The organism is Streptomyces sp. NRRL F-4489 (assembly GCF_001509485.1).
GTDB lineage: Bacteria > Actinomycetota > Actinomycetes > Streptomycetales > Streptomycetaceae > Streptomyces.
Genome location: NZ_LLZI01000033.1, coordinates 1 through 14,957, shown reverse-complemented (window position 1 = coordinate 14,957; position 14,957 = coordinate 1). Strand labels below are relative to the sequence as shown.

Here is a 14,957-nt window from a genome sequence, read left to right as displayed (position 1 = left end):
GACTCCGCCCCCGCCCCCGCCGGGCCGCCGCCGCCCTGTGGGCGCTGCCGCCCGTCGCCGCCCTGGCCACCGTCTTCCTCTATCCGCTCGTCCTGGTGGCGGCCCAGTCCCTCACCCCCGAGGACGGCGGCGGCCCCACCACCGCCCCGTACACCGAGGTGCTGACCACCGCCGCCTTCCAGGACGCCCTGGTCACGACCGTGCTGATCGCGGCCGGCGCCACGGTCGGCGCGCTGCTCCTCGGCCTCTTCCTCTCCCTGGTCATCGCCTTCGTGCCGTTCCCCGGCGGCCGGGCCCTGGCCCGCTTCATCGACCTCTTCCTGGCCTTCCCGTCGTTCCTGATCACCCTCGCCCTGCTGTTCCTCTACGGGACGGCCGGTATCGCCAACGGCCTGTGGACCGACGTCACCGGCGCCGCCCACGGGCCACTGGACTTCCTGCACACCCCCTGGGGCGTGCTGCTGGCCGAGGTCACCTACTTCACGCCGTTCGTGATGCGGCCCCTGCTGGCCGCGTTCGCCCAGGTCGAGACCGCCCAGCTGGAGGCCGCCGGCTCGCTGGGCGCCCGGCCGGCCCGGATCGTGCGCAGCGTGATCCTGCCGGAGGCGCTGCCCTCGCTCGCGGCCGGCGGCGCGCTGGTCCTGGTGATGTGCCTGAACGAGTTCGGGATCGTCCTGTTCACCGGCGCCAAGAACGTCGTCACGCTGCCGGTGCTCGTCTACTCCAAGGCGATCCTCGACGGCGACTACACCGGCGCCTGCGTCGTCGCCGTCGTCAACATCGCGCTCTCGGCGGCCCTTTACGCCCTCTACCGCGCCGTCGCGGCCCGCGCCGCCCCGTCCCGCCGCACCACGACGGCCCGCACCGGCCGCCGCCGCGCCCCCCGGCCCACCACCCCGCCCGTGCCCGCCCCCACCGGGCCGGCCGCGCCCGCCGCCCCCGGAGGTGCCTCCCGTGCTCGTCCATAGCGCCGCCGCCCGCCGGGCGATCCACGCGGTGTTCTTCCTGCTCTTCGTCCCCGTCTTCGCGCTGCCGCTGCTGGTCATCGCCACCGCGTCGTTCGCCGGCGGCTGGAGCGGAGTCCTCCCCTCCGCCCCGACCCTGGCCCACTACCGGGATCTGGCCAGCGGCGGCGCCCCGGCCGCCCTGGCCACCAGCCTGCTCACCGCCCTCGCCGCGAGCGCCGCCGCCCTGACCACCGGCACCTGGGCCGCACTGGCCGCCGAACGCCTCGGCCGCCGCGCCCGCCGCCTCCTCGACACGCTCTTCCTGCTCCCCGTCGCCGTGCCGTCCGTCGTCGTCGGCCTGGCCCTCCTCGTCGCGTTCTCCCGGCCGCCGTTCCTCCTCAACGGCACCCCGCGGATCGTGATCACCGCCCACGCCGTCCTGGTCACCGCGTTCGCGTACCAGTCCGTGACCGCCGCCCTGGCCCGCCTCGACCCGGTCTACGAGCAGAGCGCCGCCGGCCTCGGCGCCCGCCCCGCCACCGTCCTGTGGCGGATCAAGCTCCCGCTGCTGCTGCCGTCCCTGACCGCCGCCGCCGGTCTGTGCTTCGCCCTGTCCATGGGCGAGTTGAGCGCCACGATGATGCTCTACCCGCCCGACTGGATGCCGCTGCCGGTCCAGATCTTCGCCGCCACCGACCGCGGGGCCCTCTTCACCGGCGCCGCGCTGGCCGTCGTCCTCATGGCCGCCACCCTCCTCGTCCTCCTCGCCGTCTCCCGCCTCCGCACCAGGGCCGCGTACCGCTGACCCCGCCCCCCTTACGCCCGTACGCCCTTACGTCCGTACGCGCCCCGCGCCCGTACGCCCCAGCCGTCCCCCAGGAGCCCGCCCATGCCCCGCCGCCACCCGCTCACCGCCGGCGCCGCCGTCCTCGCCCTCGCCGCCGCCCTCACCGCCTGCGGCACCACCGCCGACCCGAACGCCAAGGAGATCACCGTCTACAGCGCCGACGGCCTCAAGAGCGAACGCGGCGACGGCTTCTACGACAAGGTCTTCAAGGACTTCGAGCGGCAGACCGGCATCAAGGTCAACTACGTGGAGTCCGGCTCCGGCGCCGCCGTCCAGCGCCTGGCCCGCGAACGCACCAACACCAAGGCCGATGTGCTGGTCACCCTCCCGCCGTTCATCCAGCAGGCGGACGGCAAGGGACTCCTCGACATCTACCGCCCCAAGGGCGCCGAACACGTCGCCGCCGCCGACCAGGACCCCAACGGCCGCTGGACCGCCGTCGTCAACAACTACTTCTGCTTCATCTACAACACCAAGGAGCTGGCCAAGCCGCCCGCCACCTGGCAGGACCTCACCGACCCGCGCTTCGCCGGCAAACTCCAGTACTCCACCCCGGGCGTGGCCGGCGACGGCACCGCCGTCCTCATCAAGGCCCTGCACGACCTCGGCGGCCAGGGCCCGGCCCTCGCCTTCCTGAAGAAGCTCCAGGCCAACAACGTCGGCCCGTCCTCCTCCACCGGCCAGCTCGCCCCCAAGACCGACAAGGGCGAACTCCTCGTCGCCAACGGCGACGTCCAGATGAACTACGCCAACATGAAGACCATGCCCCACCAGGGCATCTTCTTCCCCGCCGCCAAGGCCGGCGCCCGCCCCACCACCTTCGCCCTGCCCTACGCCGCCGGCCTGGTCCGCGACGCCCCGCACGCCGCCAACGCCCGCAAGTTCCTCGACTACCTCCTCAGCAAGCCCGTCCAGGAACAGGTCTCCGCCATCGGCGGCGGCTTCGCCGCCCGCACCGACATCCACCCCACCGACCGCAACGCCACCGCCCTCGCCGCGATCATGAAGGGCGTCGACATCTTCCGCCCCGACTGGAACGACCTCACCAAAAACCTCGACACCTACCTCACCGCCTGGAAAACAGCCACCCAAAGCTGACCCCGCCGGCCCGGCCCGACCCCGCCGCCCCTGACTTAGGCTGGGGCCGTCGGCCGCCCTTACCGGGCCCGGCCGGCGCCCTGGCCAACCGGCCAGCCCTGGTCAACACGTACGGCAGGAGTGGCAGTGGCAGAGCGCAAGCCGATCGAGTCCTGGCTCACCGACATGGACGGCGTCCTCATGCACGAGGGCGTCCCGGTTCCCGGCGCGGACGCCTTCATCAAGCGGCTGCGCGACTCCGGCCGGCCCTTCCTCGTCCTCACCAACAACTCCATCTACACCCCGCGCGACCTGCACGCCCGCCTCAGCCGGATCGGCCTGGACGTCCCCTGGAAGTCCATCTGGACCTCCGCCCTGGCCACCGCCCAGTTCCTCGACGAACAGCGCCCCGGCGGCACCGCCTACGTCATCGGCGAGGCCGGCCTGACCACCGCCCTGCACGACATCGGCTACGTCCTCACCGACCACGCCCCCGACTACGTGGTCCTGGGAGAGACGCGCACGTACAGCTTCGAGGCCCTCACCAAGGCCATCCGGCTGATCAACAACGGCGCCCGCTTCATCGCCACCAACCCCGACGAGACCGGCCCCTCCCCGGAGGGCGCCCTCCCCGCCACCGGCTCGGTCGCCGCCCTGATCACCAAGGCCACCGGCGTCGACCCGTACTTCGTCGGCAAGCCCAACCCGCTGATGATGCGGCACGCCCTCAACGCCATCGGCGCCCACTCCGAGAGCTCCGCGATGATCGGCGACCGGATGGACACCGACGTCGTCGCCGGCCTGGAAGCGGGCATGGAGACCTTCCTGGTCCTCACCGGCCTCACCCGCCCCGAGGACATCGAACGCCACCCGTTCCGCCCCTCCCGGGTCGTGGACTCCATCGCCGACCTCGTCGAGCTGGTGTAGGGCCGCTCGCGGTCACCCGAGCGGCGCAGCGCCGTGGCGTCCCGGATGCGGGGGGCGGCCGTCCGGCGGACCTTCGGAGTAACCGGAGGTACACCATGCGCTCACCGCAGCTCACCCTCTGTGCCGCGGTCGCGGCGTGCGCGGTGTCGACGGCACCCGCGTACGCCGCCGACGCCCGCGGCACCCCCGCCACCAGGGCCCCGGCCGCGCCCGCGCCGGCCGCCCCCGGCCCGCACGGTTCCGGCCCGTACGGCTCCGGCTCGTACGGATCCGGTCAGTACGGATCCGGCCAGTACGGGACCGTGCGGGTTCTGGCGCCGCCCGGCGTGCTCACGGCGCCGCGGCTCGGGCCGCAGCTGGGGCCCCGGCTCGTGCCCCGGCGGCCGGCCACTCGGCGTGAGCTGAGCAGTACGTCCGCGGTCGGGCTGGTGCTGGCGGGCGGGGCCGTTCTGGTCATCGCGGGGCAGCTGCTCCGCCTGCGGCTGCGCCTGCGCCGGCAGCGCCAGGGGAGCGGCGGGGGCGACGACGACTGACAGCGGCCCGCCCGGCGCCGTGCGCGCATACGACTGAGGCCCCCCGCGATGCGAGGGGCCTCAGTCCTACGTGCGCCGCCAGGGACTCGAACCCCGGACCCGCTGATTAAGAGTCAGCTGCTCTAACCAACTGAGCTAGCGGCGCGCGCTGACGAAGAAAACTCTACACGAACTCCGGGGGTGGTCCGTACCCGCGAACGCGCCGCTCACGCCTCCAGGGGCTGTGATACCCGTCACCCTGTTGCCGGTGCCGGCGGCTTCCGGCGGCATTCGGTGGCTTGCCTCCGTTCCGTCCGGGTGGTCGCCGCCCGGGCGCCCCACGGGCCCCACCCGCCCCTTACCTCACCGCGTCCCCGCCCGCCCGGGGCGGAAGTCCCGCCATCTCGGGACCTTCGGCCGAGTGGGCGTCCGGATTGTTCTGTGAAGATCGAGTTTGCGGGCGTAGTACGGCAGTTGCCCCGTCAGCATGCGGTTTCGGCGGGCAGTTGAGAGGCTGAGGGGCGGCGCCGGACGCGGTAGGACCGGCGCCGCGGCGCCCGCCCACGAGCAGCCCGGCCCGGAGGAGAACAGGCATGGCACTCCCGGGAACGACCACCCCCGGCCCGCCCCGTCCGCCGGGCCCGCGCCCCGGCCCGCGACCGCCCCGCCGATCATGGCGTCCATCACTACTGCGCCGCCGCCTGCAACCCCATCCCGCGAGCCGACGTCTGCCAGTACGCGAGCCCCGACCCGGGGCCCCGGGACTCGCCCCTCTCCGGAAAGGTTGACCGCCGTGGTGTCGACAGCCAAGCGCACCCTTGAGATGCAGCTCCTCCTCGGGCCGGACGAAACGGTCCCGGTGGCCGGCCGCTTCAGCTACCGCGGCGACCGCCCCTACGAGGTCGAGGTCGCCTTCCTCAGCCGCGGCGAGACCGTCGCCACCTGGCTGTTCGCCCGCGAACTGCTGCTGCGCGGACTCTCCGGCACGGTCGGCGAGGGCGATGTGCGGGTCTGGCCGGCCGGCGGCCGCGGCGCCCGGCGCCGGGTGCACATCGAGCTGTCCACCGACGACAGCGTCTGCGAACTGGCGGTCCGCGCCACCGAGCTCGCCGCCTGGCTGGACCAGACCGCGGCCATCGTCCCGCCCGGCCACGAGGACCGCTATCTCGATATGGACGCCCACCTGGCCCGCCTCCTGGCGGGGAAGTGCTGATGACTCCCACACCGATGACGACGACGCCTGACACCCGCCTCGCCGTACCCGCGGCCACCACCACTGCCGGCGGCATCCCGGGGGCCACCGCGACGGCCACCCGGACCGCGGCCCGTCCCGCCGACCGCGGTGGCGCCGACCGGGCCGGTGCCCGCGGGCCGGCCGCCGTGCGCATCCCCGTCCAGGGCGGCCCGGCCGGTACGGGTACGGGCGCGGGCACCCGCGCCGGCTCGCCCGCCGCCGCCGAGACGCCGCCCGCCGCCTCGTACGCGCAGGGCGACGAGGGCGCGACCGGCGGCGCCACCGCGCACGACCCCTGCGCCCACGGCTTCCTGCCCGAGCGGCCCCCCGTCCGCTCCATGATCGGTACCTGGACCCGGCTCGACGCCATGGCGCGGGAGGCGGCCGTCGCGCCCGACCGCGCGACCGCCGTCGCGGTCGTCGAACGGGCCGAGCGGGCAGGGGAGTTGGCCGCCCTGCGGCAGCGCGTCTCCCGGCTCTCGCCGCGCAACGCCGAGGCCGCCGCGATGCGCGTCGCGGTCCTCGCGGTGTCCTGCGGCTGGGGCGCCCTCGACCCGCAGGCGCCGGCCGCCCGCGAGGTCGCCAACGAGGCGTTCCTGGAGCTCTGGGCGGCGATCGCGCACCGCATCGACCACGACCAGTTCGTCGCCCTGCCCACCCTCGCCCTCCACAACTGGGCCCCCGAACGCAAGCCCCGCCGCCATATCCCCATCGACCAGCTGGCCCGTACCGAGGCGCTGGTCCCGATCGTGCGCTGGGCGCCGGAAGGCGAACCGCTCAGCCGCCTGGACCGGCTGATGCTCGCCGCCACCCGCCTGGAGGCGCACGGCATCTGGCTCTTCCGCCTCGCCGACACCCTGGCCGGCCGCGCCCCCGACGACTCCTCCACGCCGACCGCGCTGCGCCGCCTGGTCCGCATCCAGCACGCGCTGCGCGCCCAACTCCACTCCGAGGCGGCGGAACTGGCCTGCGCCCCGGCCACCGACCAGCAGCGCGCGGTCCTCGGCGCGCTCGCCGAACAGGGCGCCCTGGAACCGCCGGTCCTCCAGGCCGCGGACGCCGTCCTCGGCATCGGCGGGCGCCGGATCGGCGAGGGCCGCCGCCAGCACCTGCGCCGCCACCTCCCGGCCCAGCACCGCGCCTGGCTCAGCGCCATGGACCGGCACTGCGCCCCCGTCCGCACCCTCGCCCACCGCGGCGGCCCGGACGCGGCCGTCTACCGGGAGGCGCAGGAGTCCCTGATAGCCCTGCGCCGCACGTACGCCGCCCTGGTCAACACCGCCGCCGCCCCGACCCCGGGGCCCCTGGGCGCGGCGGCCTGACCGCCGTCGCGCCCGGCCGCGAACGGGCGGCGCGCGGCGGCAGACCCGCCCGGGGGCCGGATGTCGGGGGCTCAGGCGCCCGTGGCCCCGTCGACGCGCTCCCGTATGAGGTCGGCGTGGCCGTTGTGCCGGGCGTACTCCTCGATGAGGTGGACGAGGATCCAGCGCAGCGACACGCCCCGCTCGCCGACGTGGGCCGCCTCCCGCTCCGGGAGCGCGCCGCAGTCGTCCAGGGACGCCCCGGCGATCAGCTCCCGGCCGCGCGCGACCTCGGCCCGCCAGCGCTCCAGCGCGTCCGCCATGCCCTGCCCCGGCTCGGGGTCGAGCGCGAAGCCGTCGCCCGCCCCGTCCCCGTACACCGGCGGTATGTCCTGGCCGGCGAAGACCCGGCGGAACCAGTTCCGCTCCACCTCCGTCAGGTGGCGGACCAGGCCCAGCAGCGTCATCGGCGACGGCGGCACCGAGGCCCGGCGCGCCTGCTCGTCGTCGAGTCCCGCGCACTTCAGCTCCAGCGTCGCGCGGTGGAAGTCCAGCCAGCTCTCGAGCGTTTCCCGCTCCGCGGCTCGCGGCGGCGGAATGCGCCGCCCGTCAGGTGTCGTTGCCATGCCCCCACCTTCGCACCCACCACTGACAATCACCCGCGGGCCGGGTTCCCGTCGCCCTGCCCGCCGGTTCGGAACGGGGCGGGACGGCCGGCCCGCGCCCCTTCTGAACTGACGGCCCGTCAGCTACCCTCCGCCGCATGGGCACCGTCGCCGAACTCGTCCACGCCCAGTGGGGCGACCACCGCACCGCCCTCACCTCCGAGGACGCGGCCCTCACCCACCACCAGATGGCCGCCGGGGCCGCCGCCCGCGCCGCGCTGCTCGCGGACCTGCTGCCGCCCGGCGCCGAACCGCACATCGGGGTGCTGCTCGACAACGTCCCCGAATTCCCGCTGTGGCTCAGCGCCGCCGCGCTCGCCGGGGCCGCCGTCGCCGGGATCAACCCCACCCGCCGCGGCCCGGAACTGCTCCGGGACATCGCCCACACCGACTGCGCCCTGCTGATCACCGAACGCGCCCACCTCCCGCTGCTCACCGGCCTGACCCTGCCCCTCCCGCCCGAACGCGTCCTGGTCACCGACGACCCCGCCTACGGGGACCTGCTCGCCCCCTACCAGGACGCGCGGCCCGCCGACGTCACCGGTGGCGCGCTCCGCGCCGCCGGACGACCGGGCGGCGCCGCCCCGGACCCCGGCACCCGGATGCTGCTGTACTTCATCTCCGGCTCCACGGGGGCGCCGAAGGCCGCCCTGTGCAGCCAGGGCAGGCTCTCCGCCGCCGGGCAGTCCCTGGTCCGCCACTTCGGCGTCCGCCGGGACGATGTGCACTACCTGTGCATGCCGATGTTCCACGGCAACGCGGTGATCGCCGGCTGGGCCCCGGCGCTGGCCGCCGGCGCGGCCGCCGCGCTGCGCCGCCGCTTCTCCGCCTCCGCCTTCCTCCCCGACGTCCGCCGCCACGGCGCCACCTACTTCACCTACGTCGGCCGGGCCGTGCAGTACCTCCTCGCCACCCCGCCCGGCCCGGACGACCGGGACCACCGGCTGCGCACCGGCTTCGGGACGGAGGCCGGGGCGGTGGACGCCGCGCGCTTCGCCGAGCGGTTCGGGGTGCCGCTGGTCGAGGGCTACGGCTCGTCCGAGGGCGGCGCGGCGCTCCGGCGCACCCCGGACACCCCGCCCGGTGCGGTCGGCCGCCCCGCGCCCGGTGACGATCTCGCCGTCGTGGACCCGGAGAGCGGCGAGGAGCGGCCGCGCGCCCGGTTGGACGCGGCCGGGCGGCTGCTCAACGGGGACGAGGCCATAGGGGAGCTGGTCAACCGGGGGCGCAGCCCGTTCGAGGGCTACTGGCGCAATCCGGAGGCCACCGCCGCCCGCACCCGGGGCCGGGGCGAGGCCCGGGCCGGCGAGGGCTGGTACTGGACCGGCGACCTCTTCTTCCGGGACGCGGCCGGCTTCTTCCACTTCGCCGGGCGGGCCGACGACCGGCTCCGGGTGGACAGCGAGAACCTGGCCGCCGCGATGATCGAGAACATCCTCGCCCGGTACGCCCCGGCCACCGGCGCCGCCGTCTACGCGGTGCCCGACCCGGTGGCCGGCGATCAGGTCATGGCCGCGCTGGCGCTGGCGGACGGCACGGCCTTCGACCCGGAGGATTTCGCGGCCTTCCTCGCCGCCCAGCCCGATCTCGGGACGAAGATGGCGCCCCGGTTCGTCCGCCCGATGGCCGCGCTGCCGGTGACCGCGACCAACAAGGTGCACCGGGCGGCCCTGCGGCGGGAGGGCTTCCGCTGCCCCGGCCCGGTCTGGTGGCGCCCGCCCGGGCCGCCGCCCGCCCGCTCCGGCGCGGCCGCCCCGGCCGGCCCCGCCCCGTACGCGTACCGCCGCTTCACCGACCGCGATCTGGCGGCCCTCCTGGCCCGCTACCGCGACCACGGCCGCGCGCAGCTCCTGGAACGGTGACCGGCCGGGCCGGGCGCACAACGAACGGGCACAACGAAGTGGGCGCCCCCGGAAAACCGAGGACGCCCACTTCCTACGTGCGCCGCCAGGGACTCGAACCCCGGACCCGCTGATTAAGAGTCAGCTGCTCTAACCAACTGAGCTAGCGGCGCGCGCTGACGAAAGAAATACTACCTGGTCGAACGGGGTGCTCATGACCACCCCGCCACCGGGCCGCCCGGCACGGCCCCGGAGCCCGCCCGCTCCGGCTCCCCGCCCCGGCCCCGCGCCTCAGATCGCCAGCGACAGCAGGACCGGCGCGGCCTTGCGGTTGAGGGTGTCGGCGGCCTGCCGGAGGCGGTGGGCGTGCTCCAGCGGCATGGACAGGGCCAGGCAGCCCACCGTCTTCCCGGCGGTGATCGGGACGGCGGCGCAGACCGTGCCGACCGCGTACTCCTGGAGATCGAGGACGGGCACGGTCGGCGGCTGGCTGTCGAGCTTGTGGAAGAGCACCTTCTCGTTGGTGATCGTCCGGGAGGTGAGCCGGGCGGTCTTGTGGCGCGAGAGGTGGTCCATCCGGCCGTCGTGGTCGAGCTGGGCCAGCAGGCATTTGCCGACCGCGCTGGCGTGCGCGGTGCGGCGGAATTCGGCCCACTCGTTCACCTTGGGCGCCATCGGGCCGTCGGCGTAGTGGGTGATCTTGACCTCGCCGTCGATGTACCGGCTGATGTAGACCGCGGCCCCGACCGAGTCGCGCAGCTGGTCCAGGGTGCGCTGGAGCTTGTCGCGCAGGGCGCGGCTGCGGTCGGCGCCCGAGCCGAGCAGCAGCAGCGCGTCCCCGACGGTGTACGCGCCATCGGTGAGCTGCTGCGCGTACCCCTCCCGGCGCAGCATCGACAGCAGCTGGCTGAGGTGGGCTGTCGGCAGACCGGTTTCGCGCGCGATCTCCACATCGGTCACGCCGCCGGCGTGCCGGGAGATCGTTTCGAGTACGCGAAGGGCGTGCTGCACCGAATGGAACGGCGCGGTCGGCTCGGGCTTCAGCGCCACGGTGTCCCCCTAGGAGGTTGGTACCGCTTGCGACGTGACCGTCGTTGGCGGGGCGGGCCGGCGTGCGACGCGGACCGCTTCCGGACAACGGGCTCGTATCACGATAGCGGTGAACGCACCCGCGCGGAGAGGGTCTTGACCGAAAACCGGATCGGTTCACGCGTCTGTGCAGGCGCCCTGCACTCCGGCATATGACCAGGTCATGAACGGGCGGTGCCGCACCCCGCCGACCGGCGGCGATGGCGGCCGGCGGGGGGTGGGCGGGGGTGCTGACGGCCGGGGTTGACGGCCCCCGGTGACGTGCGAAGTTGACGTGCCGTCCGGTTTTTTCCCGGCGAGATCGGCACACGGGCCGCACCCGGCCCAGCCGTCCCACGCACCCCGCCCGGCCCGTACGGCACAGCGGCCCCTCCCACCGCACCCGCCCCGGAACGGCTCAAAATCCCCGCCGGGACCGGGTCCGGGCAGGCCCACCGGGACCGGCCCGGCAGGCCCGGCGCCTACAGCACCGCGCTCAGGAACTCCCGCGTCCGCTCGTTCGCCGGATCCGTGAAGATCTGCTCCGGCGGCCCGAACTCGATGACCCGGCCCGCGTCGAACATCATCACGCAGTCCGAGATGTCCCGGGCGAAGTTCATCTCGTGCGTGACGCACAGCATGGTGATGTCCGTGGAGCGGGCGATGTCCCGCAGCAGGTCCAGCACCCCGGCCACCAGCTCCGGGTCGAGCGCCGAGGTCACCTCGTCCAGCAGCAGCACCTGCGGGCGCATCGCCAGCGCCCGGACGATGGCGACCCGCTGCTGCTGGCCGCCGGAGAGCTGCGCGGGGTACTTGTCGAGGTGCGCGGTCAGACCGACCAGCTCCAGCAGCTCGCGGGCGCGCTCCTCGGCGGCGTCCTTGTCCATGCCCAGGACGTGGACGGGCGCCTCGGTGAGGTTCCGCAGCACCTTCATGTTGGGGAAGAGGTTGAACTGCTGGAAGACCATGCCGATGTTCTTGCGGACCTCGCGGCTGTAGCGGTCGCTCGCCGGGACGAGTTTGCCGCCCTTCTCCTCGTGGGTGAGGTAGCGGCCGCCCAGCGTGATGGTGCCCTCGTCCGGCCGCAGCAGCGTCATCAGCAGCCGCAGGATCGTGGTCTTGCCCGATCCGGACGGGCCGATCAGCGTGACGTGCTTGCCCGCGTAGACCGTCATGTCCAGCGCGTCCAGGACGGTGTGCGCGCCGAACCGCTTGGTCACCGCGTCGAAGCGGATCAGCTCGGTGCCCTCGGCCGGGGCCGGGCCGCCGGCGGGGGCCTGGCCGCCGACCGCGGCGGCCGGCGGGGTGTGCGGGGTGCTGCGGTCAGCGGACAAGGCGGCGCTCCAGGGCTCGCAGGAGGAGGGAGGCGGGGTAGGCGAGGAGCAGGAAGGCGATCCCGACGACCGTGTACGGCTCGACGGTCTGGAACGTCCGGGACGAGAACTGCCGGGCCTCGCCCAGCATTTCCAGCACGCCGATGGCGAACAGCATCGGCGAGTCCTTCAGCATCGCGATGACGTAGTTGCCCAGGGCCGGGACGACGCGGCGGATCGCCTGCGGCAGGATCACCGCCGTCCAGGTGCGGCGGCGCGGCAGGCTCAGCGCGATCGCCGCCTCCCACTGGCCGGCCGGGACGCCGTCGATACCGGAGCGGTAGACCTCGGCGGTGTACGTCGAGTAGTGCAGGCCGAGACCGATCACCCCGGTGGCCAGGGCGCTCAGGGTCACGCCCCACTCGGGCATCACGTAGAAGAGGAAGAACAGCTGCACCAGCAGCGGGGTGTTGCGGACGAACTCGGTGAACGCCGTCACCGGCCGGCGCACCGCCGCGCGGCGCGAGCGCTGGGCCAGCGCCCAGACCAGGCCGAGCCCGAAGGCGATCAGCGAGCCGAGGACCAGCGCCTGGAGGGTGACCAGGACGCCCTGCGCGAAGGCCGGCAGGAAGGCGCCGACCGCGGACCAGTCGAATCTCATCGGGCCTCCCCTTCCGCGCGGGCGGCGGTCCCGGTGGCCGCCGGGCCGGCGGGAGCGGGCCGCAGCCGCGCCCGCAGCCGCGCCCGCAGCCGCGCCCGCAGCCGCGCCCGCAGCGGCGTCCGCCGGTCCGGGGCCTGGCCGACGCCCGCCTTGGCGCGCCGCTCCACCACCCGCATCCCGCGGGTCAGCGCGAACGCCAGGACGAAGTACATGACGAGGATGACGGTGTAGACGGGGGCGCTGTGCGCGGTGGCGTTGCGGACGAGTGAGGCGGCGAACGCGATATCGCCGACGCCCAGGATCGACACCAGCGCGGTGCCCTTGAGCAGCTCGATCAGCAGATTGGTGAACGGCGGGACCATCCCCGGCCACGCCTGCGGCAGCAGGACCTTTCGCAGCTGCTGGCCGGGGGAGAAGCTCAGCGCGATCGCGGCCTCGCGCTGGGCGGCCGGCACCGCGGCGAGCGCGCCCCGGACGACCTCGGAGCCGTACGCCCCGTAGGTCAGGCCGAGGGTGAGGACCGCCGCCCACATCGGCACCAGCTGCCAGCCGAACCCCAGCGGCAGCACGAAGAACACCCAGAACATCAGGATCAGCGCGGAGGTGCCGCGGAAGATCTCGAAATAGGCCCCGGACAGGAACCGCACGGCCCACCACCGGTGGGTGCGCGCGAGCCCGATGCCGAAGGCGACGGCGGCCCCCAGGGCCGCGCTGCAGACGGTGAGCTGGACGGTGACCCACACGCCCTTGAGGAGGAGTTCCCACAGCCCCCAGGTGATGTCGCTCATGGCCGGCACTTCTCCTTGGCGGTGATCGTCGTCATCTGCCGGGCGGTGAAGCCGAAGGGGCGCATGAGGTCCAGGAGTTCCCCGGACCGCTTCATCCTGTGCAGCTCGCGGTTGAACGCGTCGCGGAGACCGGTCTCCGGGGTGCGGAACGCGAACGCGCCGACGTCGATCACCGGCTTGCCCTTGACGTACGGGGTGACCTCGGGCGTCGCCTCCGCCTTCGTGGTGCCCGACTGCCTCACGACGTTCCGCACCGTCACCGCCGTACCGACGAAGACGTCCACCCGGCCCTGTTCGACGGCGAGCAGGCCCGCCAACTGGTCGGGCAGCGTGGTGATGTCCCGGACGCCGGCCGCCTTGGCGTAGCCGATCTCGGCGTAGCCGACGCCGGTGGCCATCCGGGCGCCGGTGCGCGCGATGTCCTTGTAGGTGCGCAGCTTCAGCGGATTGCCCTTGCGGACGAGGAAGGCGTCCAGCATCTGGTACTCGGGGTCGGCGAAGATGACCTGGGCGCAGCGCTCGCGGTTGATGTACATCCCGGCCGCGACCACGTCGAACTGCTGGGAGTTCAGGCCGACGATCAGCGAGCCGAAGTCGGTCGGGAACGGCTCGACGCGCGGGACGCCGAGCCGTTTGAAGATCACTTTCGCGATGGTGGGCGCCGAACCGGTCATCTTGCCGTCGGTGCCGATGTAGCCGTAGGGCTGCTCGCCGGCCAGGCCCAGGGTGACCGAGCCCTTGGCGCGCAGCCGCGCCAGCAGGTGGCCGCCGCCGGCCGCGTCCGCCGGGGGGACCCGGCTGCAGCCGCTCGCCGCGGCCGCCGCACCCGTCGCGCCGAGCGCCGCTACCCCCGCGAGCAGCGTGCGGCGGCGGATGCCGCTGGTGGGTTGTCCGGCTATGTCAGGTCTCCGGCGGATGGGTCTGGGAAACGGTCTCTGATTGTCCGGTGCCGTGCTCGGTGGTGGACCCATGGGCGCGCGGCTACCCGAAGCGTTCACACCTATGCCGGTCGTTTCCGGTCCTTCACAGGGCCCGGGGAGGGTGCGCGGGAGATGTTCCGTACGCCGGGATTGCCCCCTACGCTCGGGATATGACCGATCGCCTCATCGAAGTCTCGCTGGACAAGCGCGGCGTCAGCTGCACCGCCAAGCTGCTCGACGATCGCGCTCCCGTCACCTGTGCCGCCGTCTGGGACGCGCTCCCGCTCGGCGGTGACGTCTACCACGCCAAGTACGCCCGCAACGAGATCTACACCCTGGTCCCGCCGTTCGCGCCCCAGGAGCCGCCGCTGGAGAACCCCACGATCACCCCGATCCCCGGCGACCTGTGCTACTTCACCTTCAGCGACACCCAGTTGGGCACCTCGTCCTACGGCTACGAGGCGCAGGCCAAGCATCGCGGCCGGGCCACCGTCGTCGACCTCGCCCTCTTCTACGAGCGCAACAACCTGCTGATCAACGGGGACGCGGGCTGGGTCCCCGGCATCGTCTGGGGCGCGGTGATCGACGGCCTGGACCGGATGGCCGACGCCTGCCAGGACCTGTGGCGCGCCGGCGCCCTGGGGGAGACCCTCAGCTTCCGGCGGGCGTGAGGGAGGCGGGCGGACGGGGCGGCTGGGCCGGGCGCCGACCGCGGCCCGGCCGGGCGCCTCGCCGGTCCGCCCGGGTGCCGCCGGCCCGCCGGAATACCCTGCGCCCGGCGGGCGTTGAGGCCCCGCAGGGGGCGCTCCGGACCCCTACGGGATCCGTTCGCCCCCACCCTAGGGGCCCCGCCCCC

Annotated in this window: 15 protein-coding genes and 2 tRNA genes; 9 read left to right on the top strand and 8 right to left on the bottom strand. The window is 74.2% G+C overall.

Annotated features, from left to right (window positions below):
* From ADL22_RS05025 to ADL22_RS05005, 5 genes are all read left to right on the top strand, one after another.
* The coding region (locus tag ADL22_RS05025) for a 2-aminoethylphosphonate ABC transporter permease subunit (protein WP_066974180.1) at window positions 1-968 on the top strand (968 nt) is incomplete at its 5' end.
* Window positions 955-1,752, top strand: coding sequence for an ABC transporter permease (locus ADL22_RS05020; RefSeq protein ID WP_066974179.1), 798 nt, complete (start codon window positions 955-957; stop codon window positions 1,750-1,752). The genes ADL22_RS05025 and ADL22_RS05020, both read left to right, overlap by 14 nt.
* Before the next feature lie 84 nt (window positions 1,753-1,836).
* Entirely contained in the window at window positions 1,837-2,892 is a 1,056-nt protein-coding gene (locus tag ADL22_RS05015; RefSeq protein ID WP_066974178.1) for a 2-aminoethylphosphonate ABC transporter substrate-binding protein, read from the top strand.
* A gap of 126 nt (window positions 2,893-3,018) precedes the next feature.
* Window positions 3,019-3,798 carry an HAD-IIA family hydrolase gene (locus tag ADL22_RS05010; protein ID WP_066974177.1) on the top strand — a complete coding sequence of 260 codons (780 nt, stop codon included), beginning with the start codon at window positions 3,019-3,021 and terminating at the stop codon, window positions 3,796-3,798.
* Window positions 3,799-3,893: 95 nt separating this feature from the next.
* The gene (locus ADL22_RS05005; protein ID WP_066974176.1) at window positions 3,894-4,331 is read left to right on the top strand and encodes a hypothetical protein; all 438 of its coding nucleotides are present in this window, start codon (window positions 3,894-3,896) and stop codon (window positions 4,329-4,331) included.
* A gap of 71 nt (window positions 4,332-4,402) precedes the next feature.
* Here the strand turns inward: ADL22_RS05005 and ADL22_RS05000 are convergent.
* Window positions 4,403-4,476 (bottom strand) — tRNA-Lys (locus ADL22_RS05000).
* A 627-nt stretch (window positions 4,477-5,103) separates the two neighbouring features.
* Here ADL22_RS05000 and ADL22_RS04995 point away from each other — a divergent pair.
* A complete protein-coding gene (locus ADL22_RS04995) occupies window positions 5,104-5,523 on the top strand; it encodes an SsgA family sporulation/cell division regulator (protein WP_234430544.1) in 420 nt (139 codons plus the stop codon).
* Complete coding sequence (locus ADL22_RS04990) at window positions 5,523-6,866, top strand: hypothetical protein (protein WP_234430543.1); 1,344 nt, start codon at window positions 5,523-5,525, stop codon at window positions 6,864-6,866. The genes ADL22_RS04995 and ADL22_RS04990 overlap by 1 nt, the downstream gene beginning before the upstream one ends.
* Before the next feature lie 71 nt (window positions 6,867-6,937).
* On the opposite strand, the gene ADL22_RS04985 is transcribed toward ADL22_RS04990, so the two are convergent.
* Window positions 6,938-7,471 carry a DinB family protein gene (locus tag ADL22_RS04985; protein ID WP_066974174.1) on the bottom strand — a complete coding sequence of 178 codons (534 nt, stop codon included), beginning with the start codon at window positions 7,469-7,471 and terminating at the stop codon, window positions 6,938-6,940.
* A 137-nt stretch (window positions 7,472-7,608) separates the two neighbouring features.
* Between ADL22_RS04985 and ADL22_RS04980 the strand changes: the two genes are divergently transcribed.
* Window positions 7,609-9,372, top strand: a complete 1,764-nt coding sequence (locus ADL22_RS04980; RefSeq protein ID WP_066974173.1) for an AMP-binding protein — start codon at window positions 7,609-7,611, stop codon at window positions 9,370-9,372.
* Window positions 9,373-9,450: 78 nt separating this feature from the next.
* On the opposite strand, the gene ADL22_RS04975 is transcribed toward ADL22_RS04980, so the two are convergent.
* From ADL22_RS04975 to ehuB, 6 genes are all read right to left on the bottom strand, one after another.
* A tRNA-Lys gene (locus tag ADL22_RS04975) sits at window positions 9,451-9,524 on the bottom strand.
* A gap of 118 nt (window positions 9,525-9,642) precedes the next feature.
* Window positions 9,643-10,401 carry an IclR family transcriptional regulator gene (locus ADL22_RS04970; RefSeq protein ID WP_066974172.1) on the bottom strand — a complete coding sequence of 253 codons (759 nt, stop codon included), beginning with the start codon at window positions 10,399-10,401 and terminating at the stop codon, window positions 9,643-9,645.
* A 500-nt stretch (window positions 10,402-10,901) separates the two neighbouring features.
* Window positions 10,902-11,753 (bottom strand): ectoine/hydroxyectoine ABC transporter ATP-binding protein EhuA, encoded by an 852-nt coding sequence (ehuA, locus tag ADL22_RS04965; RefSeq protein WP_420711537.1) that lies wholly within the window; start codon window positions 11,751-11,753, stop codon window positions 10,902-10,904.
* Window positions 11,743-12,393 carry an ectoine/hydroxyectoine ABC transporter permease subunit EhuD gene (ehuD, locus tag ADL22_RS04960; protein WP_066974171.1) on the bottom strand — a complete coding sequence of 217 codons (651 nt, stop codon included), beginning with the start codon at window positions 12,391-12,393 and terminating at the stop codon, window positions 11,743-11,745. The genes ehuA and ehuD overlap by 11 nt, the downstream gene beginning before the upstream one ends.
* Window positions 12,390-13,181, bottom strand: coding sequence for an ectoine/hydroxyectoine ABC transporter permease subunit EhuC (gene ehuC, locus ADL22_RS04955; RefSeq protein ID WP_066974183.1), 792 nt, complete (start codon window positions 13,179-13,181; stop codon window positions 12,390-12,392). Before ehuC ends, ehuD begins: the two co-directional genes overlap by 4 nt.
* Window positions 13,178-14,152, bottom strand: a complete 975-nt coding sequence (gene ehuB, locus ADL22_RS04950; protein WP_234430542.1) for an ectoine/hydroxyectoine ABC transporter substrate-binding protein EhuB — start codon at window positions 14,150-14,152, stop codon at window positions 13,178-13,180. Before ehuB ends, ehuC begins: the two co-directional genes overlap by 4 nt.
* 119 nt (window positions 14,153-14,271) lie before the next feature.
* Here ehuB and ADL22_RS04945 point away from each other — a divergent pair, with 119 nt between their 5' ends.
* A complete protein-coding gene (locus ADL22_RS04945; protein WP_066974170.1) occupies window positions 14,272-14,772 on the top strand; it encodes a DUF3830 family protein in 501 nt (166 codons plus the stop codon).
* Window positions 14,773-14,957: the final 185 nt, after the last annotated feature.

What these genes read in the sequence shown, in the direction of transcription:
- ADL22_RS04980 (WP_066974173.1), top strand. Translation starts at nt 7,609, where the DNA reads ATGGGCACCGTCGCCGAACTCGTCCACGCCCAGTGGGGCGACCACCGC.
- ADL22_RS04990 (WP_234430543.1), top strand. Translation starts at nt 5,523, where the DNA reads ATGACTCCCACACCGATGACGACGACGCCTGACACCCGCCTCGCCGTA.
- ADL22_RS04985 (WP_066974174.1), bottom strand. Translation starts at nt 7,471, where the DNA reads ATGGCAACGACACCTGACGGGCGGCGCATTCCGCCGCCGCGAGCCGCG.
- ehuD (WP_066974171.1), bottom strand. Translation starts at nt 12,393, where the DNA reads ATGAGATTCGACTGGTCCGCGGTCGGCGCCTTCCTGCCGGCCTTCGCG.
- ehuB (WP_234430542.1), bottom strand. Translation starts at nt 14,152, where the DNA reads ATGGGTCCACCACCGAGCACGGCACCGGACAATCAGAGACCGTTTCCC.
- ehuC (WP_066974183.1), bottom strand. Translation starts at nt 13,181, where the DNA reads ATGAGCGACATCACCTGGGGGCTGTGGGAACTCCTCCTCAAGGGCGTG.
- ADL22_RS05005 (WP_066974176.1), top strand. Translation starts at nt 3,894, where the DNA reads ATGCGCTCACCGCAGCTCACCCTCTGTGCCGCGGTCGCGGCGTGCGCG.
- ADL22_RS05015 (WP_066974178.1), top strand. Translation starts at nt 1,837, where the DNA reads ATGCCCCGCCGCCACCCGCTCACCGCCGGCGCCGCCGTCCTCGCCCTC.
- ADL22_RS04945 (WP_066974170.1), top strand. Translation starts at nt 14,272, where the DNA reads ATGACCGATCGCCTCATCGAAGTCTCGCTGGACAAGCGCGGCGTCAGC.